A 16,250-nucleotide genomic window follows, 5' to 3' on the forward strand; every position below is an offset into this window, starting at 1 on the left:
GAATCGCGCGTACAAGTTTAGCTCGCACATGCTCAATTTCAGCACCGGATTTATAATTTCCTTTATTTTCACAATGTTGATTGTGCGGTACGCTCACATTCACGAGCGTTTCTCTGCCGATCTAGATTTAACAGGAGCACAAAAGTTTCATACTCGCCCAGTACCACGTATCGGCGGGGTAGGGATTGCGCTTGCCGCTGTAGGTACTGGAACGCTTCTATGGTGGCACGACGCGTTGCAATGGCGCGGCTTCTTGATGTTGGTGATGGCTGGAACGCCAGCTTTTCTAGCTGGCCTTATTGAAGATATTACGAAATCTGTCAGTCCACGCGTCCGCCTGATTGCTACGATGATTTCTGCGCTGGCCGCAATGTGGCTCCTAGACGCGCGCGTCGTCCGGATTGATATTCCGTGGTTGGACATCGTCCTAGCCTATTTACCCGTATCCATTGCGATCACTTCATTGGCGGTGGCAGGTCTAGCCAATGCAGTGAACATCATCGATGGCTTCAACGGATTAGCTAGTATGGTCGCGACTATGATGTTTTTATCTGTATCGTATGTCGCACTCCAGGTCGGCGATACTCTTGTACTCTCCATTGCATTGGCTATGGCTGGGGCAATATTGGGATTTTTCATGTGGAATTTCCCAAGCGGTCTCATTTTCTTAGGTGATGGCGGAGCTTACTTTATTGGGTTTGCCCTTGCGGAGGCCGTATTGCTGCTCGTGACGCGCAATCCTTCAGTCTCAGCTTGGTATCCCGTATTAATGTTGATTTATCCAATCTTCGAGACACTGTTTTCAATCTATCGAAAGAAGATGTTGCGCGGTATGTCACCCGGGATCCCTGATGGCGTACATCTTCATATGTTGATTTATAAGCGTCTAATGCGCTGGGCAGTAGGCAGTAAGAGTGAACGCCATCGCCTGAGGCGGAACTCAATGACCTCGCCCTATCTGTGGTTGTTGAGTCTATTAGCCGTCCTGCCAGCCACACTTTTCTGGGGCAAAACGTGGATTCTTGCGCTGTTCTCCGCCATCTTTATCGTTTTTTATGTTTGGCTATATCAAAGCATCGTACGCTTCAGGGCGCCGCGCTGGCTTATCTTTAAGAAATAAGGTTCGATTGAATGAGCTCTTCCACCGCATTGGATCACGACCCACTTACGCTTGACGAAGTGTTCTCGTTTCTGAGGCGCCATGCGATCAAGCTGGCTATTGGCACATTGGCTTGTGCCGCATTGGGCATAGGACTCGCCTATATCCTCCCCGCAGAATGGGAAGCAACGGCAATCGTCCAAGTCGGACAAGTGCAAGCCGCAAGTTCGCCCTACCATCCAACACAAGGTCCCGTCCTCATTGAGACGCCGGCACGAACCGTCGAACGCCTAAAGGCAGATGCCTTCACAGACACGCTATTAGGTAACATGGGACTTCCAATAAAGTCTGGCACATCACGACGCGCCGATCTGATCCGGAATTCGTTCAACGCACGTGTGCTTCGCACATCGGAGCTTGTCGAGATCAAAGTACGCGATTTTAGCCAGCAAGACGCACAACGCACTTTGCTGGCCGTCCAGAATCAGCTCATGCGAGCCCATGCCGCTCTGTTACAGCCAACGCTTGATCGGTACAAGAGCGACTACGACCTTGTTTCTCGCCATCTTGCCGACGCACGGCAGCGGCTAGAGCAGGCACGCAAGCTGACCAGTGTTCCCAAAGCAGCAAATCAAGGAGCATCAACATTCGCCGAGAATGTGCTACTGACCAGCGTTTTGCATGAGACCGAGGTCGAAATCAGCAAACTTCAGCTCCAACTCTCTGAGTTGAACGAACAGATGAGCCCAACCCGGACATTCAACACTAGGACATTCTCCGACGCTACGGTATCGCAACGGCCTGTGTTTCCGAGGCGTTCGGCGTTTCTGCTGGCTGGTGCCATCTTTGGATTGGCTATCACATTTGCTATAGCCCTGGTGAGGGAGCGCCAACAGACTCGTGCCGCATAACTGCGTAAGGTCGATTTCTTCGCAATGATGGCGTTTGAGAGACATCTGCCATGAATCCGCAATCTCCCCACGCCATCGGCGACCTCCAAGGCTGCTGCTCCCCCCTCCAGTCGCTGCTGGCCTCTCTCCCCGCCAACGCCCCCCTACGCTTCGTCGGCGACCTCATCAACCGCGGCCCCGACTCGCTGGCTACGCTACGTCAGGTCATCGCCCTTTGCGAATCAGGACGCGCACACACCGTCCTCGGCAACCACGACATCCATCTGCTTGCGGTGGCGGCAGGCGTACGGAGACCCGGCAAGCGAGACACCATCGCCGACATCCTCTCCGCCCCCGATAGCGACCAACTCATCACCTGGCTACGACACCAGCCGCTGGCCATCTTCGAAAACAGCTTCCTGATGGTGCACGCCGGCGTCCTGCCTCAGTGGACAACAGGCGATGTGCTGGAGCTAGCCAGCGCGGTGGAGCGCGAGTTGCGTAGCCCACATTGGAAAACCTTCCTGGCCGATGCCTTCGGCAACCATCCGGCCAAGTGGAGCAACGATCTCGTCGGCATGGATCGGCTGCGTCTGACCATCAACGCTCTCACTCGCCTACGCTTCTGCAAGCCAGATGGCACGATGGAGTTCGAAACAACGGATGCCGATGGCGCGCCGGATGGCCACATGCCGTGGTTCGACGTGCCGGGCCGCCGCACACGCGGCACACCCATCGTGTTTGGGCATTGGTCCACACGCGGGCTCGTGATGCGCGACGATGTGATGGGCTTGGACACCGGCTGCGTGTGGGGGGGCAAGCTGACAGCGGCGAAAATGTCGTTGGCGCCGGCCGGTCGTGACGTGGTCCAAGTGGATTGCGAGCAGGCGCAGGACCCGCTCGCGCACAAAAAGAAGTAGCCGTTTGAGCTAGCCCGCGCGAGCGATCAGGGTCGCAACGGCGTCGTGGCTATGTGCGGCCAGCGCACGGCGGTCCATCTCCGGAGCCACGGCGGGGCCTACGAATACCTCGACCAGCAACGGCGGCCCGTTCAGCATGGCGTTGATCGTGTACATCATCGACAGATCGCCGATGTACGCGGGAATGGTCGTCAACGCGCCCGTCGCGGCAATGCGATACCGCAGCGCCAGTGGGCGGATTGGTGCGCCAGCACTGACGGGCGCCTGAAACAGGTTGGCGTGGAACGGCAGCAGCTGCAGCCCGTCAGACGTCGTGCCCTCGGGAAACACGCAGATGACATCGCCCGAACGCATCGCATCGGCAATGACGTGCATGATGCGATGCGCGTCGCGCTTACGGGCGCGCTCGACGAACAGCACGCCGGTCTGCGCACACAGCCAGCCAATCACCGGCCAGTTGCGAATCTCCGATTTGGCGACGAAGCGCGGCGGATACCAGCTGTTGATCGCATAGATGTCGATCCATGAGACATGGTTGGACACGAGCATGGAGCCAGCCAGTTCCTTGCCCGCGACCGGCTCGCCATGCACAACGAGCGAGACGCGGAATAACGCAAGCAGCTTGCGCGACCAGCGCCGGATCAGCCTCTGCTTGGTCTCAAGCTTGACCCACCAGAACAGCAGCGCGCACGTGATCAGACCTTCTGCCAGATGCACGAGCAATCGCAGCTTGCGCAGCACATGCTTGCGCTGCGGCGCGTTTCCCTCTGCGGGCACGCCTGCCATGTCCTGATCAATGCCCGTCATAGGCGAGATGGCCAGCAACCATCGTGGCACGTACGCGACCGGCCAGCTCAAAGCCCAGGTACGGCGAGTTCTTGCCTTGGCTGCGCAGGGTGCGCGGCTCGAGTTTCCAGGTCGCATCCGGATCGAACACGCACACATCCGCCATCGCACCCACTTCCAGCGAGCCTGCCTGCAGGCCCAATACGCGGGCGGGCTCGCTGGTGATGCGCGCCAGCGCCTTCGGCAGATCCACCTTGTGCTCGGCAGCCCAGCGCAGCGTGAGCGGCAGGAGGGTTTCGAGGCCGGTGGCGCCGGGCGTGGCCTCGGCAAACGGCAGCAGCTTTTCGTCGTCGTCCACGGGCGTGTGATCGGAGCAGATCGCGTCGATGGTGCCGTCGGCGAGCGCACGCACGATGCCATCACGATCGCGGCCCGAGCGCAGCGGCGGCACAAAGCGCATCTGCGAATTGAAGTAGCCGATATCGACGTCGGTCAGGGAGATATGGTGGACGTTCACGTCACACGTGACCGGCAAACCTTCGGCCTTGGCGCGGCGCACGAGATCAATGCCGGCCGCCGACGACAGGCGGCAAAGATGCACACGCGCGCCCGTGCTGCGCATCAGCTCAAAGATGGTGTGCAGGCGTACGGTCTCGGCCATCACCGGCACACCCGACAGGCCCAGGCGCGAAGCCAGCGGGCCGCTTGCGGCCACACCGCCCTTGCCCAGATACGGATCTTCCGGGCGCAGCCAGACAGTAAAGCCGAAGGTCTGCGCGTACTGCATGGCACGCATCAGCACCTGCGTATCGATGATCGGCGAGTCGGCTTGCGAGAAGCCCACGCAGCCCGATTCGGTCAATTCGGCCATCTCGGTCAGCACCGCACCCTTCAGGCCGACGGTGAGTGCGCCGAGCGGATACACGTGCGCCTGGTTCAGGTTGCGCGCGCGGAACTTGAGCATCTCCACCAAGCCGGGTTCGTCCAGCACCGGATCGGTATCTGGCGGGCACACCAGCGAGGTTACGCCGCCGGCCATCGCCGCCGCCATCTCCGATTCGAGGGTGGCTTTGTATTCGAAGCCCGGCTCACGCAGGCGTGCGGACAGGTCAATCAGGCCTGGGCAAACAACCAGGCCCGTCGCGTCGATGGTCTTGTTGGCATGGAAATCTGCCGGCGCGTGGCCGACACCGACCACCTTGCTCGCCGCGATGTACAGATCCTGTTGTGCGTCGATACCGTTGGCCGGGTCGATCAGGCGGCCGCCTTTGATATGCAGTTTCATCGTTTCAATATTTTTGAGAATGATGCAAAACGAAGCGAAGCGGTTCTGGCGGTTCGGCGCCGACGCAGACAGTACAAAAAGTACGGCAAGTCGGCGCCGGGCCGCCAGAATCGTTTTTCATCGATCTCAGTCGTTGTTGCCCGCCACGATGCCCATGACCGCCATACGAACCGCAATGCCGAACGTCACCTGATTCAGGATCACCGATTGCACGCCGTCTGCCACGGCGGAGTCGATCTCCACGCCACGGTTCATCGGGCCAGGGTGCATGACGATGGCGTCGGGCTTAGCCAGCGCCAGGCGCTCCTGCGTGAGACCGTAAGCCTTGAAGTATTCCTGCGCGGAGGGCAACAGCGCACCGCTCATACGCTCGTTCTGCAGGCGCAACATGATGACCACGTCCACGCCCTTCAGGCCTTCTTCCATGTTGTGGAAGACGCGCACACCCATGTGCTCCAGCCCGCCCGGCAGCAGCGTGCGCGGGCCGATGGCGCGCACTTCCGCGCAGCCCAGCGTCGTCAACGCATGGATGTCGGAGCGTGCGACGCGCGAATGCAGGATGTCGCCGACGATCGCCACCGTCAGATTGGAGAAATCCTTCTTGTAGTGGCGGATGGTGTACATGTCGAGCAGCCCCTGCGTGGGGTGCGCATGACGGCCATCGCCAGCATTGATGACGTGCACGTGCGGTGCGACGTGCTCGGCGATCAGGTACGGCGCACCCGAACTGGCATGCCGGACGACAAACATGTCCGCCTGCATCGCCGACAGATTGTTGATCGTGTCGAGCAGCGATTCACCCTTGCTGGTGGACGACGCATTGATGTTCAGGTTGATCACGTCTGCCGACAGCCGCTTGGCCGCGATCTCGAACGTGGTGCGCGTGCGCGTGGAGTTCTCGAAAAACAGGTTGAACACACTCTTGCCGCGCAGCAGCGGCACCTTCTTCACTTCGCGGTCGGAGTCCGATACGGAGACGAACTGCTGCGCGGTGTCCAGCACGTGCGTGAGGATGTCGCGCGACAGCCCCTCGATCGACAGCAAATGCTTGAGCTCGCCGTTTTTCGTGAGCTGCGGGTTGGCAAAAGTCTTGGGCATGAGAAACGAAGGGCGACGAGGTCAGTACAGGTCCGGTCAAAGCGGGTGCGGGGCGGGGCGCGAACTCAAGTGCCCTTAGGCTCGCGCGTGAAGGTGAAGCGGGCGGAAGCGCCCTCGCCGGTTTCGCTCAGCACGAGCGATTCGTTGGGCGGCAGGGTGATGCGTTCACCGATGTAATCGGGAGCAACGGGCAGTTGGCGTTCACCGCGGTCGACCAGCACGGCAAGCTCCACCGCCGCCGGCCGGCCGTAGTCGAACAGCTCGTTGATGGCCGCGCGGATGGTGCGGCCGCTGGCCAGCACGTCGTCCACCAGCAGGATGCGGCGCTCGTTCACGTCGAACGGCAGCGTGGTCGGCTGCGCCTTGGCGTGCAGGCCCTTCTTGGCGTAGTCGTCGCGGTGCATCGCAACGTTGACGACGCCGTATTCGGGCAGACCAAGGTCATGTGCCAGCCGCTTGGCGATCCAGGCGCCGCCGCTGACAATGCCGGCCACCGACCAGGTATGGCCGTCTGCCAGCCGCGTGCGCAGTTGTGCAACGAGGCTCTGGTACAGCGCCTCGGCATCGATCTGTTGCGATGTCATGCGTGTTCGTCGAAAAACTGTTGGAGGATGATGCGCGCGGCTTCTGCGTCGAGCACATCGTCGGAGGCACCGGCGTCCTGCGCGGCGATCGACGAATAACGCTCGTCCACCCAGGTAACCGGCAGGCCATAGCGGCCGTGCAATTGATTGCCGAAGCGCTTGGCAAGCTTGATCATCGGCTGCTCTTCACCGTCGGGGTGAACAGGCATGCCGACCACGAAGCCAACCGGCTGCCATTCGCCCACCAGCCGGCTGATCTGTGCGAACCGGAAATCGATCGAGCGGTTCGGAATGATTTCCAGCGCCCGTGCAGAGCGCGTGATGGAATTACCCAGCGCCACGCCGATGCGTTTTTCGCCGTAATCGAATGCCAGCAAGGTGCCCTCTGCGGGCACGGAAGGGGTGGCCGGACGCGCCGGCTCAGGCATGCCCGGCCTCTCCCGACAGCATGGCGGGGTTGATACCGAGCAGGTTCAGCGCCGCGGCAAACCGCTCTTCGGCAGGCACGTTGAAGATGATCTCGGGATCCGCCTGGACGGTCAGCCAGCCGTTGCGGCTGATTTCGTCTTCCAGTTGGCCGGCGCTCCAGCCGGCATACCCGAGGGTGAGGATGAAGCGGTGCGGGCCGGCACCTTGGGCGACGGCTTCGAGGACATCCTTGGAGGTGGTCATTTCCAGCCCGCCCGGCACCGCCAGCGACGACGAATACGCGCCCGTGGCGTCGTGCAGCACGAAGCCGCGCTCGGTCTGCACCGGGCCGCCGTAATACACGGATTGCTCTGCGAGGGGATGGATTTCGAGCTTGAGATCGATCTTGTCGAACAGCGTCGCCAGGTCGATGTCGATGGGGCGGTTGATCACGAGCCCGAGCGCACCGCGCTCGTTGTGCTCGCACATGTACACGACCGCGCCCGAAAACGTGGAATCCGCCATGCCGGGCATAGCGATCAGGAACTGATTCGTGAGATTGATAAGTGCGTCAGGCGAGGCCATGGGAGGAGTTTACCAAAAGCCCCCGGCCGCCGCCCCTCTCATTTGGAGGAATCGACCCTCGGCGCAAGGTTTTTTGCGTGTGCGCATTGTGGCGCTTTAGGCACTCGCCGCGCCTGCGTGCGGCGGCGTGGTGTTCAGCGCCTCCAGATCTGCGGCTTCCAGCCAGCGCCATTCACCTGGTGCCAGATCGCCCAGCGACAACCCGCCGATGGCGCTGCGGTGCAATCCGGCCACGTGGTTACCGGCGGCGGCCACCATGCGTTTCACTTGGTGGTATTTGCCTTGCGTGAGCGCCATGCGCAGGTGGTGCGTATCGACACGCTCCGCCCAGGCGGCGGCAACGTTTTCATTCTCGTCAGCCAGCAGCACGCCGGCGCACAACTGGGCGATCTGTGCATCGGCTACGGGCTCGGCGGTGGTGATCTCGTACACCTTGGGCACCTGGTGGCGCGGGCTCGTGATGGTGTGAACGAACTGGCCGTCGTCGGTGAGCAGCAGCAGGCCCGTGGTGTCCTGGTCAAGCCGCCCGACGCATTGCACAGCGCGCTCGCGCAGCGGCACCGGCAGCAGGGTGTACACGCTCGGATGGTGTTTCGGCTTTTGCGAGCACTCCACGCCGGCCGGCTTGTTGAGCATCAAATAGGCGCGGGCATGGTATGCCCAACGCTCGCCGTCGACATCCAGCACCAAGCCAGCCGTATCCACGAGCGCGTCAGGGCTTTCCATCTCGACGCCGTTGATGAATACCAACCCCGCGAGCACGAGGTCCTTGCAATAGCGGCGCGTGCCGAAGCCCTGGGATTGCAGGATGCGATACAGCGGAAGACGAGAAGAATCAGCCATGACAACAACGTGAACAAGACAAAAAGGGGCGATTTTTGCGATACGCTCGGCCGGTCAAAAGAGCAACCGATTCCAGCCGATGCCCTCCACCGCCCCAAGCCGCCAGCCGTACAACATCGGAGCACACTTCCAGCGCGGTCTGGTGTGGTTCCGGCGCGATCTGCGGCACTTCGACCACGCGGCGCTGCATTATGCCTTGCGCCACTGCCGCGAAGTCTATTGCGTGTTCGTATTCGACCGCGACATCCTCGACGCGCTGCTTGCGCGGGGGCTCAAGGCCGACCGCCGTATCGAGTTCATCCGCGCGTCAATCGAGGAACTGCGCAGCGCCTTGCGCGAGGCCGGCGGCGACCTCATCGTCGTGCATGACCACCCCCGCCAGGCGATTCCCGAGATCGCGCGCGAGCTCAATATCGAAGCCGTCTTCGCTAACCACGATGAAGAGCCTTCCGCGCAGGCCCGCGATGAAGCCGTGCGCAAAGTGCTGGCCCAGCAGCCGTGCGCCTGGTTCGACTTCAAGGATCAGGTGATCTTCGAGCGCGACGAAATCCTGAACGGACAAGGCAAACCGTACGGCGTTTTCACGCCTTACAAGAACGCGTGGTTGGCCGCTCTGACGCCGTTCGACTTGCGCGCGTATCCGACAGAGCCGTACTTCGGTGCGCTGGCCAAGCCGCCGCAGGCGCTTGCGTACGCCACGCCTGCGCTGGAAGCGATGGGCTTTGCGCCCACCAATTTGTCGGAGATTGCCCTGCCCACCGGCATGTCGGGCGGCCAGGCTTTGCTCGACGAGTTTGAGGAGCGCATGGACGACTACCATGCGCGCCGCGACTTTCCGGCCGTCCGCGGCCCAAGCTATCTGTCAACGCATCTGCGCTTTGGCACCGTATCGATCCGCACGCTGGCAGCGCGTGCCCACGCCGCCATGCTGCGCGGCAGCCGAGGGGCGGCGACGTGGCTGTCGGAGCTGGTCTGGCGCGACTTCTATTTCATGATCCTGCACCACCGGCCGGACTTAGCCGACGGCGCCGCATTCCACCCGGAATTCGATCGCATCCGCTGGGTAGACGGCGACACCGGCGACGCGCGCTTCGAAGCCTGGAAGGCCGCGCGCACCGGTTACCCGCTGGTGGACGCCGCCATGCTGCAAATCTTCCAGAGCGGCTACATGCACAACCGCCTGCGCATGGTGGCGGCGAGCTTTCTCATCAAGGATCTTGGCATCGATTGGCGACGCGGCGAGCAGTATTTTGCCGACGTGCTCAACGATTTCGACTTCTCCGCCAACAACGGCGGCTGGCAATGGGCGGCCTCCAGCGGGTGTGACGCACAACCGTGGTTCCGCATCTTCAACCCCGTCACGCAATCGGAGAAGTTCGACCCGCAGGGCCGCTTCATCCGCAAGTACCTGCCGCAGCTGGCAAAGCTGCCTGACAAGTACATCCACGCGCCATGGACGGCACCCGCCAATGTGCTGAGGGACGCGGGCGTTGCGTTGGGCGAGACGTATCCCTTGCCGATCGTCGATCATGCCGCCGCGCGCGCAGCGACGCTCGACCGCTATGCCGTCACCAAGGCACATCGCACATCCGGTGCCGAGGCGGCGGCGCTGAGCAAAGACGGCGAAGGCGATTGAAGATCGCCACGCACCAAAGACAACGGGCCGGTGTTCTACCGGCCCGTTATTGTTTCTGCGATGCGCGTCAGCCTGCGTTGGCCGCCGGCGCACGCTCGCCGATGAGGTTGCGCAGATGCCGAAGCAATTCCTCTTCGTTGTACGGCTTGCCCAGGTAGACGTTCACACCGATCTCCGCGGCGTAGCGGCGATGTTTGTCCGCAGTACGCGAGGTGATCATGATGATCGGCGTGGCGCCGATACGTTCGTCCGCACGCACGTTGCGCGTAAGGTCGAAGCCGTCCATGTGCGGCATTTCGATGTCGACGAGCATCGCGTCGGGCGTGACCTCCTGCAACTGGCGCAGCGCGTCCACACCGTCGCGCGCGAGCACGGCCTGGTAGCCGGAGCGCGTGAGCAGACGCTGCGTGACCTTGCGCACCGTGAGCGAATCGTCGACCACCATGACGATTGGCTGTGTGGCCAAGCCCGGCACGGCGTCGGTGCTGCCGTCGCGGTGCAGCTCGGCCACGGCGCCCGTCGCTTCCTGATCGGACAGGCCACGCACAGCGGCTTCGCGCTCGAAGCGCTGCGTGAGCACCACGGGGTTGTAGATCAGCACGATCTCGCCGTCGCCCAGCGTGGTCGCACCGGCAATACCCTCCAGACGCGCAAGGTGCGGGCCGATGTGCTTGACCACCACTTCGCGGTTGCCGATCACTTCGTCGACGTGCACTGCGGCGCGCTCGGCACCGTTGCGCACCACCACGGCCGGCGAGTACTTGCGCCCGCCCGTGACGGACTTCGCTTCTTCGAGCAGCGCGCCAAAGTAGTGGAACGGCACGGGGCCGGTCGGCAATTGCAATGCAGCTGCGTTGTACGCCTCGGCCAGCGCCTGCGGACGCAGCTGCTGCACGTGGTCGATCATGCCCGACGGAATCGCATACACGCGCTCGCTCACACGCACCAGCAGCACCTGCGTAATGGCAGTGGTCAGCGGCAAGTGGATGGTGAAACGCGTGCCGACTTCCGGCGTCGTCTGCAACGAGATCCGGCCGCCCAGGGCGACGGTTTCGGCACGCACCACGTCCATGCCCACGCCACGGCCGGCCAGCTCGGACACCTGATCCGCCGTGGAGAAGCCCGGCGTGAAGATCATCTCGGTGAGGCGCGCGTCGCTGGCCTCCTCGTCGGGCGCCAGAAGCTGGCGCTCCAGTGCGCGGGCGCGAATGCGGTCGAGGTTCAGCCCAGCGCCATCGTCGACGAAATGCAGCACGACTTCGTTGCCTTCCTGCTGCACTTCAAGCGTCAGTTCGCCAGCGGGATTCTTGCCCTTGGCGCGGCGCTCGTCGGCGGATTCAATGCCATGTGCGACGGCGTTGCGGATCATGTGTTCCAGCGGGCCGCCCATGCGATCCAGCACGCTGCGATCCAGTTCCACCGTACCGCCCTTGATGAACAGCCGGACTTCCTTGCCGGTTTCCGACGCGGCCTGGCGGGCCACGCGATACAAACGGTCGGCCACGGTATCGAACTGCACCATGCGCGCGCGCATCAGGCTGCGCTGCAGGCCGCGCGTGAGGCGCGCCTGCGTTTCCAGATCGAGCGATGCCTGATCGAAACCACGGAACAAGTTCTGCTGCACCGTTGCCACGTCATTGACGGACTCGGCCATCATCCGCGTGAGTTCCTGCAAGCGCGTGAATCGGTCGAACTCCAGCGGATCGAACGATTCGTCGTGGGCAGCGGCATCGGCAATGCGCGACTCCATCTGCGTTTCGGCCTGGATTTCGATCTCGCGCACCTGCGAGCGCAAACGCGCCACGTTGTCGTTCAGTTCCGACAGATAGGTCTTGAGCGCATCGACTTCCGACTCCAAACGCGCACGCGCCGCACCAACTTCACCCGCATCGTTGATGAGCGAATCAAGCGCACGCGCCTGCACCCGCACCATCGCGCGCTGGCGTTCGGCCACTTCCAGCGCTTCGGCTTCTGGGCTGCGCGTGCCGGTCAGATCCACGCTCGTCGAGACCGCAACCGCCGGCAGCATCGATGCGGAGGACGATGCCTGCGCGTCGGCGGCCGTCTGCTGCGCATCGGCTGCGTCGGCAAGGCCGGCATCGAGCGGTAGCAGGTTGCCCGTGCCCAGTGCATCGACGTGCGCCTGAATGCGGTCAAACCAGACGTAGAGCTTGCGGAACAGCGCGTCGTCCACGCGGTTCTGGCGCAGGCCGCCTTCAATGGCGCTTTCCATTTCGTGCGCGGCCTGGCCCAGCGTCATGGCGCCGGCCATGCGCGCACTGCCCTTGACGGTGTGCAGGTTACGCAGCAGCAGGCCGGCGGCATTGCGGTCCTGCGGCGCGGCTTCCCACGCGCGCAGGTGCTGGCCCAGCTCGGGCAGCGCAACGTGCGCTTCCTCCAGGAAGATTTCCAGCAGGGCCGGGTCGAGCGCGTCGGCCGGTGCCTGGCGAACCAGCTCACCCACGGCCGGCTCGGCAACCGGCGACTCGTGCACCGGCACCAGAGACGGCACGAACGTCGGTGTGACTTCCGCTGGCTCGAACGCGGGCTCGCCGGCCAGTCCAGCGGTTTCGTTCTCGGCTTGTTCGGCTTCGGCAAAGGCGGCGGGCGCCGGCTCCAGCGGCAGGCGCGGACGCACGAGCAGGCGCTCGCACAGTTCGTCGAGGCTGCGGCGCATCGCCTCGTCAGCTTCCGGCCAGAGGCTGGCGGCGAATTGATGCAGCATGCCGCGCATGCGCTCGATGGATTGATCGAGCAGGCGGAAGTCACCCGGATGCATCGCCACCGGTCGGCTATTCAGGTTCAGCAGCACTTGCTCCAGCGCACCAGCCAACTGGCGCACGGGCTCCAGTTCGACCACGGCGGAGCTGCCTTGCAGCGTGTGCGCGGCGCGCAGTGCCAGCTCGCTCGGCGGCGTGCGGCCTTCATGGCGCCACTCCGAGAAATCCACGCCCAGGCGGCGGATCAGATCGTCGGCTTCCTGCAGGTAGACGTTGTACAGCGCCACGCTGATGCGGACCGGACCAATCTCCTTCACGCCATCGTCGTGCGGGGCTTCCTCCGGTTCGCCGGTCTGCGCGAACGGGAACGGGATCACCTTGGCGTCGGCATCGGCGGCAACCGGTTCAGCGGCAGCTTCCTGATGGGACTCTTCGACGTGCCCTGCGACCGGCTCGACTGCCTCATGCTCGACCGCCGTTGCGATGGCCTCGGGCATTGGCGCGTCGACTTCGGGCAGTGCGGGTTCGTCATCCCACGTGAGCGCGACGGATTCTTCGGCTTCTGCAACGGGCGCATCCGGTGCAGCCAACTCCATCGGCTGCACCGCGTGGGTGTCCTGCAATGCGGGTTCCGCAGCCGGTGCTTCAGGTGTTTGCGGCTCAACGTGCTCGGGAGCGGCCTGCGCTTCAGGCACGGCTTCCAGCCACACGAACGGGCCGCCATGGCGCACACGCTCTGCGGCCGCGACCAGCGGTTCGATGGCGTGATCGGCTTGCGGCGATTGCGCAATCGCGGAGGCCCACGTCGACAGCTCCGACTCAGCGCGCGTGAGCAGCGCGGCCAGGTCATGCGTCGGCACGCGGCTCTCGGCCAGCCAGACGTTCATCACCTGCTCGATGGCCCAGGCGGCTTCGCCATAGCGCGTGAGGCCAACCATGCGGCCTGAGCCCTTGAGCGTGTGGAACGCGCGGCGCAGTTGCGTAAGCAAGTCCAGGTCGGGGCCGGCAGCCAAACCGCCCGTGCCCATGTCGGCAGCGGCCTGCAGGCCATGCAGGTCGGCACGCACGCCGGCCAGCACTTCTTCGGCCTCAGACAGGAAGATGTCGAGCAGCTCGGCATCGATGGATTGGGTATCCCGCACGGCTGCAGGCGCGGCGGCGGCTGCGGCGGCAGGCACGGCAGCCGGTGCCGCCAATGCAGCCTGCATGCGCTCCAGCGCGCCGGCACTGCCGACCTGCCAGGCATCGAACTGGGCCAGCGCCTCTTCCAGGCGACGGCGGCGAGCCGGATCGTCGTCGATGGCGGCGGCGTCGCGCGCCTCCTGCAGCGCGCTGCGCAACTCGGCAGCCAGCGGGTCGGTCGGGTCGACCGGTTGCTTGGCCAGCAGACGATCGAGCAGCGATTGCAGCGGCGATGCGGCATCGGCATTGGCCACGTCCGCGCCGGCAAGCGTTTCGGATTGCGGCTCGCGCCGGGCCAGCATTCCAGATTCGGTATCGAAGGCGAACTCGCGCCATGCGGTTTCGCGCTCGGTCGGCGTTAGCTGCCCTTCAATGACGATCTCGTCGACCTGGCCGCCGGTCAGTTCCGTGCCGGCCGACAGCGCGTCGAGCAATGCCTGCAGGCCACTGACGTTGCCAGCCAGCGCAGCCAGGTAGCGTTCGCGATCGGCAGTTGCGCCGTCGCCCGCGGCCTGCAACGCGTTGATGGTCGATTGCGCAGCTTCGGTGGCGTGCACCGCCTCATAAGCGTCCAGCGCAGCAAAGGCGCTCTGCATTTCGCCAAACAGGCGCGTGGCTTCTTGCAGGCCGCCGCTTTCTTCGCCCTCACGCTCGAACGCGTCGAGGTGCGTTTCGGCAGAGGCCAGGAGTGTTTGCAGTGCGCGAACCTGCTCGGCGCGCACGCGGCGTTGTGCGGCCTCTTCGGCCAGCAGCGTGAGCCATGCGGGTGCCGGCACGGCGTGACCGTCTTGTGTGGCGCGGGTGCGTTCGGCCAGTTCGCTGCAGCGGGCGGCAAACCACGCGCTGCGCAAGTCGCCGGATTCACCATGAACGGCCCACGGGCGTGCAAGCATGCGCGAGAGGAATTGCAGCGTGGGTGCAACGTCCTGCCCGGCAGCCTCGGTCAGTCGGTTCGACAGGTCAGACAGGGCCGGTTGGCCGAGCGCATCGGCATGCAGCGCAAGCGTCTGCAGCGCGGCATCGAGTTCGTCCGCGGCCGGTGCGGGCTGTTGACTGAGCGTTTCGAGCGAGCGGCCAACGCGTTGCAGCGTGTCACTGGCGTCCGTCGGCAGCAGCGCGTAATACTGGCGCGTATGCAGTGCGCCAGCCGGTGCGTGCGTGGGCGGAATCGCAAAGGCCTCAACACAGGCCACGATATCCGGGCCGAGCGTGTCGTCGCCCACCGGCGTTGCGGGCGCGTTGCTGTAGGCCATGCCGGCCAGCAGGTAAAGCGCGTCGGTCAGCAGGCCTTGCGGCAGGTGGACGTTGTTGTGCGAGTACTGGCGCAGCAGCAAGTTGACGCGTGCCGCCAAACGCTTGGCGGTCATGTCGGCCGGCACCAAGCCGGCACGCAAGGCGCCAAAGGTCAGGGCAAGCACCAGCCACAGATCACGCTGCAGATCATCTCCGGTGCGGCGCGGCTCGCGCTCGAGCGCACGAATGCCATGCAGCAGCTCTTCCAGCGGCGCATAGGCAGCAGCAGCGGCGGACGGGTCCACCTGCGCACCATCGGCGTTGGATGCCGGTGCGCGCAGCGCGGTCAGCAACGCGAGTTCGAACTTGCGGCGCAGGCGTGCCAGCCCTGGCAGATCGCGCGAGGGCAGCAGCAGCGCCGGGAGATGGCGCAGTTCATCAGCCCACAGGTCAGCCGGGTGGATGCGCTCTTCGCCCAGACGGGCGAGCACGGCTTGATACGGTTGGAACAGGCGCAGCGGCTCTTCAGCCATGCCGGCCATCAGGTCGGCCACGTATTCCTGCAGGGCCTGCACCGCGCGCGAGAACACGTCCAACGTCTGCACATCGGCGGCTACAGAGCCGGCATCAACGGCTTCGAGCAGACGCTTGGCGGCCTGGCAATACACGTCGACACCACGCAGGCCGACGATCAGCAGCGCGCCGGCAGCCTGGTGCAGATACTGGCCAGCCAGACGCAGCGAGGTCGTATCGCGCGCACCGATGACTTCCGGATTGGCGATGACCTCGGCCGCGTATTCGCCGAACTCGCGCACTGCATCGTCCAGCGCAGCGCGCATGTTGGGCGCGACCCACGCCAGCGCGGAGAGGTCACGCGCGGGCACGGCAGCTTTCGGACGAACCGCAGGGGCCCCGATCGCCTCAAGCGAGACAGGATGGGACTGGGCGGGCTCGGCGGCAGATTGATGACGCATGTGTGCT

The 16,250-nt window shown here is 63.8% G+C and carries 12 protein-coding genes; 4 read left to right on the forward strand and 8 right to left on the reverse strand.

The window, feature by feature from the left end; translation table 11 throughout:
* Positions 1 to 28 precede the first annotated feature (28 nt).
* Genes ACTJK6_RS05670 through ACTJK6_RS05680 form a run of 3 tightly spaced genes read left to right on the forward strand, consistent with a single transcriptional unit; the run spans position 29 to position 2,909 of the window.
* Complete coding sequence (locus ACTJK6_RS05670) at positions 29 to 1,120, forward strand: MraY family glycosyltransferase (RefSeq protein ID WP_440838509.1); 1,092 nt, start codon at positions 29 to 31, stop codon at positions 1,118 to 1,120.
* An 11-nt stretch (positions 1,121 to 1,131) separates the two neighbouring features.
* A complete protein-coding gene (locus ACTJK6_RS05675; RefSeq protein WP_440838510.1) occupies positions 1,132 to 2,010 on the forward strand; it encodes a Wzz/FepE/Etk N-terminal domain-containing protein in 879 nt (292 codons plus the stop codon).
* A 50-nt stretch (positions 2,011 to 2,060) separates the two neighbouring features.
* Positions 2,061 to 2,909 (forward strand): symmetrical bis(5'-nucleosyl)-tetraphosphatase, encoded by an 849-nt coding sequence (locus ACTJK6_RS05680; protein WP_440838511.1) that lies wholly within the window; start codon positions 2,061 to 2,063, stop codon positions 2,907 to 2,909.
* 9 nt (positions 2,910 to 2,918) lie between these two features.
* Here ACTJK6_RS05680 and ACTJK6_RS05685 read toward each other — a convergent pair whose 3' ends face one another.
* From ACTJK6_RS05685 to ACTJK6_RS05715, 7 genes are all read right to left on the reverse strand, one after another.
* Positions 2,919 to 3,716 (reverse strand): lysophospholipid acyltransferase family protein, encoded by a 798-nt coding sequence (locus tag ACTJK6_RS05685; protein WP_440838512.1) that lies wholly within the window; start codon positions 3,714 to 3,716, stop codon positions 2,919 to 2,921.
* Positions 3,703 to 4,980 (reverse strand): dihydroorotase, encoded by a 1,278-nt coding sequence (locus tag ACTJK6_RS05690; RefSeq protein WP_232042164.1) that lies wholly within the window; start codon positions 4,978 to 4,980, stop codon positions 3,703 to 3,705. Before ACTJK6_RS05690 ends, ACTJK6_RS05685 begins: the two co-directional genes overlap by 14 nt.
* A 126-nt stretch (positions 4,981 to 5,106) precedes the next feature.
* Positions 5,107 to 6,078, reverse strand: a complete 972-nt coding sequence (locus tag ACTJK6_RS05695; RefSeq protein WP_065856972.1) for an aspartate carbamoyltransferase catalytic subunit — start codon at positions 6,076 to 6,078, stop codon at positions 5,107 to 5,109.
* Positions 6,079 to 6,143: 65 nt separating this feature from the next.
* The gene (gene pyrR / locus ACTJK6_RS05700; RefSeq protein ID WP_440838513.1) at positions 6,144 to 6,662 is read right to left on the reverse strand and encodes a bifunctional pyr operon transcriptional regulator/uracil phosphoribosyltransferase PyrR; all 519 of its coding nucleotides are present in this window, start codon (positions 6,660 to 6,662) and stop codon (positions 6,144 to 6,146) included.
* Positions 6,659 to 7,090 (reverse strand): Holliday junction resolvase RuvX, encoded by a 432-nt coding sequence (gene ruvX, locus ACTJK6_RS05705; RefSeq protein WP_440838514.1) that lies wholly within the window; start codon positions 7,088 to 7,090, stop codon positions 6,659 to 6,661. Before ruvX ends, pyrR begins: the two co-directional genes overlap by 4 nt.
* On the reverse strand, positions 7,083 to 7,655 hold the full coding sequence (locus ACTJK6_RS05710; RefSeq protein ID WP_232042161.1) for a YqgE/AlgH family protein: 573 nt from the start codon (positions 7,653 to 7,655) through the stop codon (positions 7,083 to 7,085). Before ACTJK6_RS05710 ends, ruvX begins: the two co-directional genes overlap by 8 nt.
* A gap of 96 nt (positions 7,656 to 7,751) precedes the next feature.
* Complete coding sequence (locus ACTJK6_RS05715) at positions 7,752 to 8,498, reverse strand: pseudouridine synthase (protein WP_316878212.1); 747 nt, start codon at positions 8,496 to 8,498, stop codon at positions 7,752 to 7,754.
* A gap of 79 nt (positions 8,499 to 8,577) precedes the next feature.
* On the opposite strand from ACTJK6_RS05715, the gene ACTJK6_RS05720 reads away from it, so the two are divergent.
* Positions 8,578 to 10,134 carry a cryptochrome/photolyase family protein gene (locus tag ACTJK6_RS05720; RefSeq protein ID WP_440838515.1) on the forward strand — a complete coding sequence of 519 codons (1,557 nt, stop codon included), beginning with the start codon at positions 8,578 to 8,580 and terminating at the stop codon, positions 10,132 to 10,134.
* A 67-nt stretch (positions 10,135 to 10,201) separates the two neighbouring features.
* On the opposite strand, the gene ACTJK6_RS05725 is transcribed toward ACTJK6_RS05720, so the two are convergent.
* Positions 10,202 to 16,243: an Hpt domain-containing protein gene (locus ACTJK6_RS05725; RefSeq protein WP_440838516.1), complete on the reverse strand. Its 6,042-nt coding sequence runs from the start codon at positions 16,241 to 16,243 to the stop codon at positions 10,202 to 10,204.
* Positions 16,244 to 16,250: the final 7 nt, after the last annotated feature.

This window comes from Ralstonia sp. 22086 (assembly GCF_052045975.1).
Lineage (GTDB): Bacteria > Pseudomonadota > Gammaproteobacteria > Burkholderiales > Burkholderiaceae > Ralstonia > Ralstonia wenshanensis.

Excerpts from the sequence above, each read along its gene's own strand:
- ACTJK6_RS05670 (WP_440838509.1), top strand. The coding sequence starts at position 29 with ATGCTCAATTTCAGCACCGGATTTATAATTTCCTTTATTTTCACAATG.
- ACTJK6_RS05675 (WP_440838510.1), top strand. The coding sequence starts at position 1,132 with ATGAGCTCTTCCACCGCATTGGATCACGACCCACTTACGCTTGACGAA.
- ACTJK6_RS05680 (WP_440838511.1), top strand. The coding sequence starts at position 2,061 with ATGAATCCGCAATCTCCCCACGCCATCGGCGACCTCCAAGGCTGCTGC.
- ACTJK6_RS05685 (WP_440838512.1), bottom strand. The coding sequence starts at position 3,716 with ATGACGGGCATTGATCAGGACATGGCAGGCGTGCCCGCAGAGGGAAAC.
- ACTJK6_RS05690 (WP_232042164.1), bottom strand. The coding sequence starts at position 4,980 with ATGAAACTGCATATCAAAGGCGGCCGCCTGATCGACCCGGCCAACGGT.
- ACTJK6_RS05695 (WP_065856972.1), bottom strand. The coding sequence starts at position 6,078 with ATGCCCAAGACTTTTGCCAACCCGCAGCTCACGAAAAACGGCGAGCTC.
- pyrR (WP_440838513.1), bottom strand. The coding sequence starts at position 6,662 with ATGACATCGCAACAGATCGATGCCGAGGCGCTGTACCAGAGCCTCGTT.
- ruvX (WP_440838514.1), bottom strand. The coding sequence starts at position 7,090 with ATGCCTGAGCCGGCGCGTCCGGCCACCCCTTCCGTGCCCGCAGAGGGC.
- ACTJK6_RS05710 (WP_232042161.1), bottom strand. The coding sequence starts at position 7,655 with ATGGCCTCGCCTGACGCACTTATCAATCTCACGAATCAGTTCCTGATC.
- ACTJK6_RS05715 (WP_316878212.1), bottom strand. The coding sequence starts at position 8,498 with ATGGCTGATTCTTCTCGTCTTCCGCTGTATCGCATCCTGCAATCCCAG.
- ACTJK6_RS05720 (WP_440838515.1), top strand. The coding sequence starts at position 8,578 with ATGCCCTCCACCGCCCCAAGCCGCCAGCCGTACAACATCGGAGCACAC.
- ACTJK6_RS05725 (WP_440838516.1), bottom strand. The coding sequence starts at position 16,243 with ATGCGTCATCAATCTGCCGCCGAGCCCGCCCAGTCCCATCCTGTCTCG.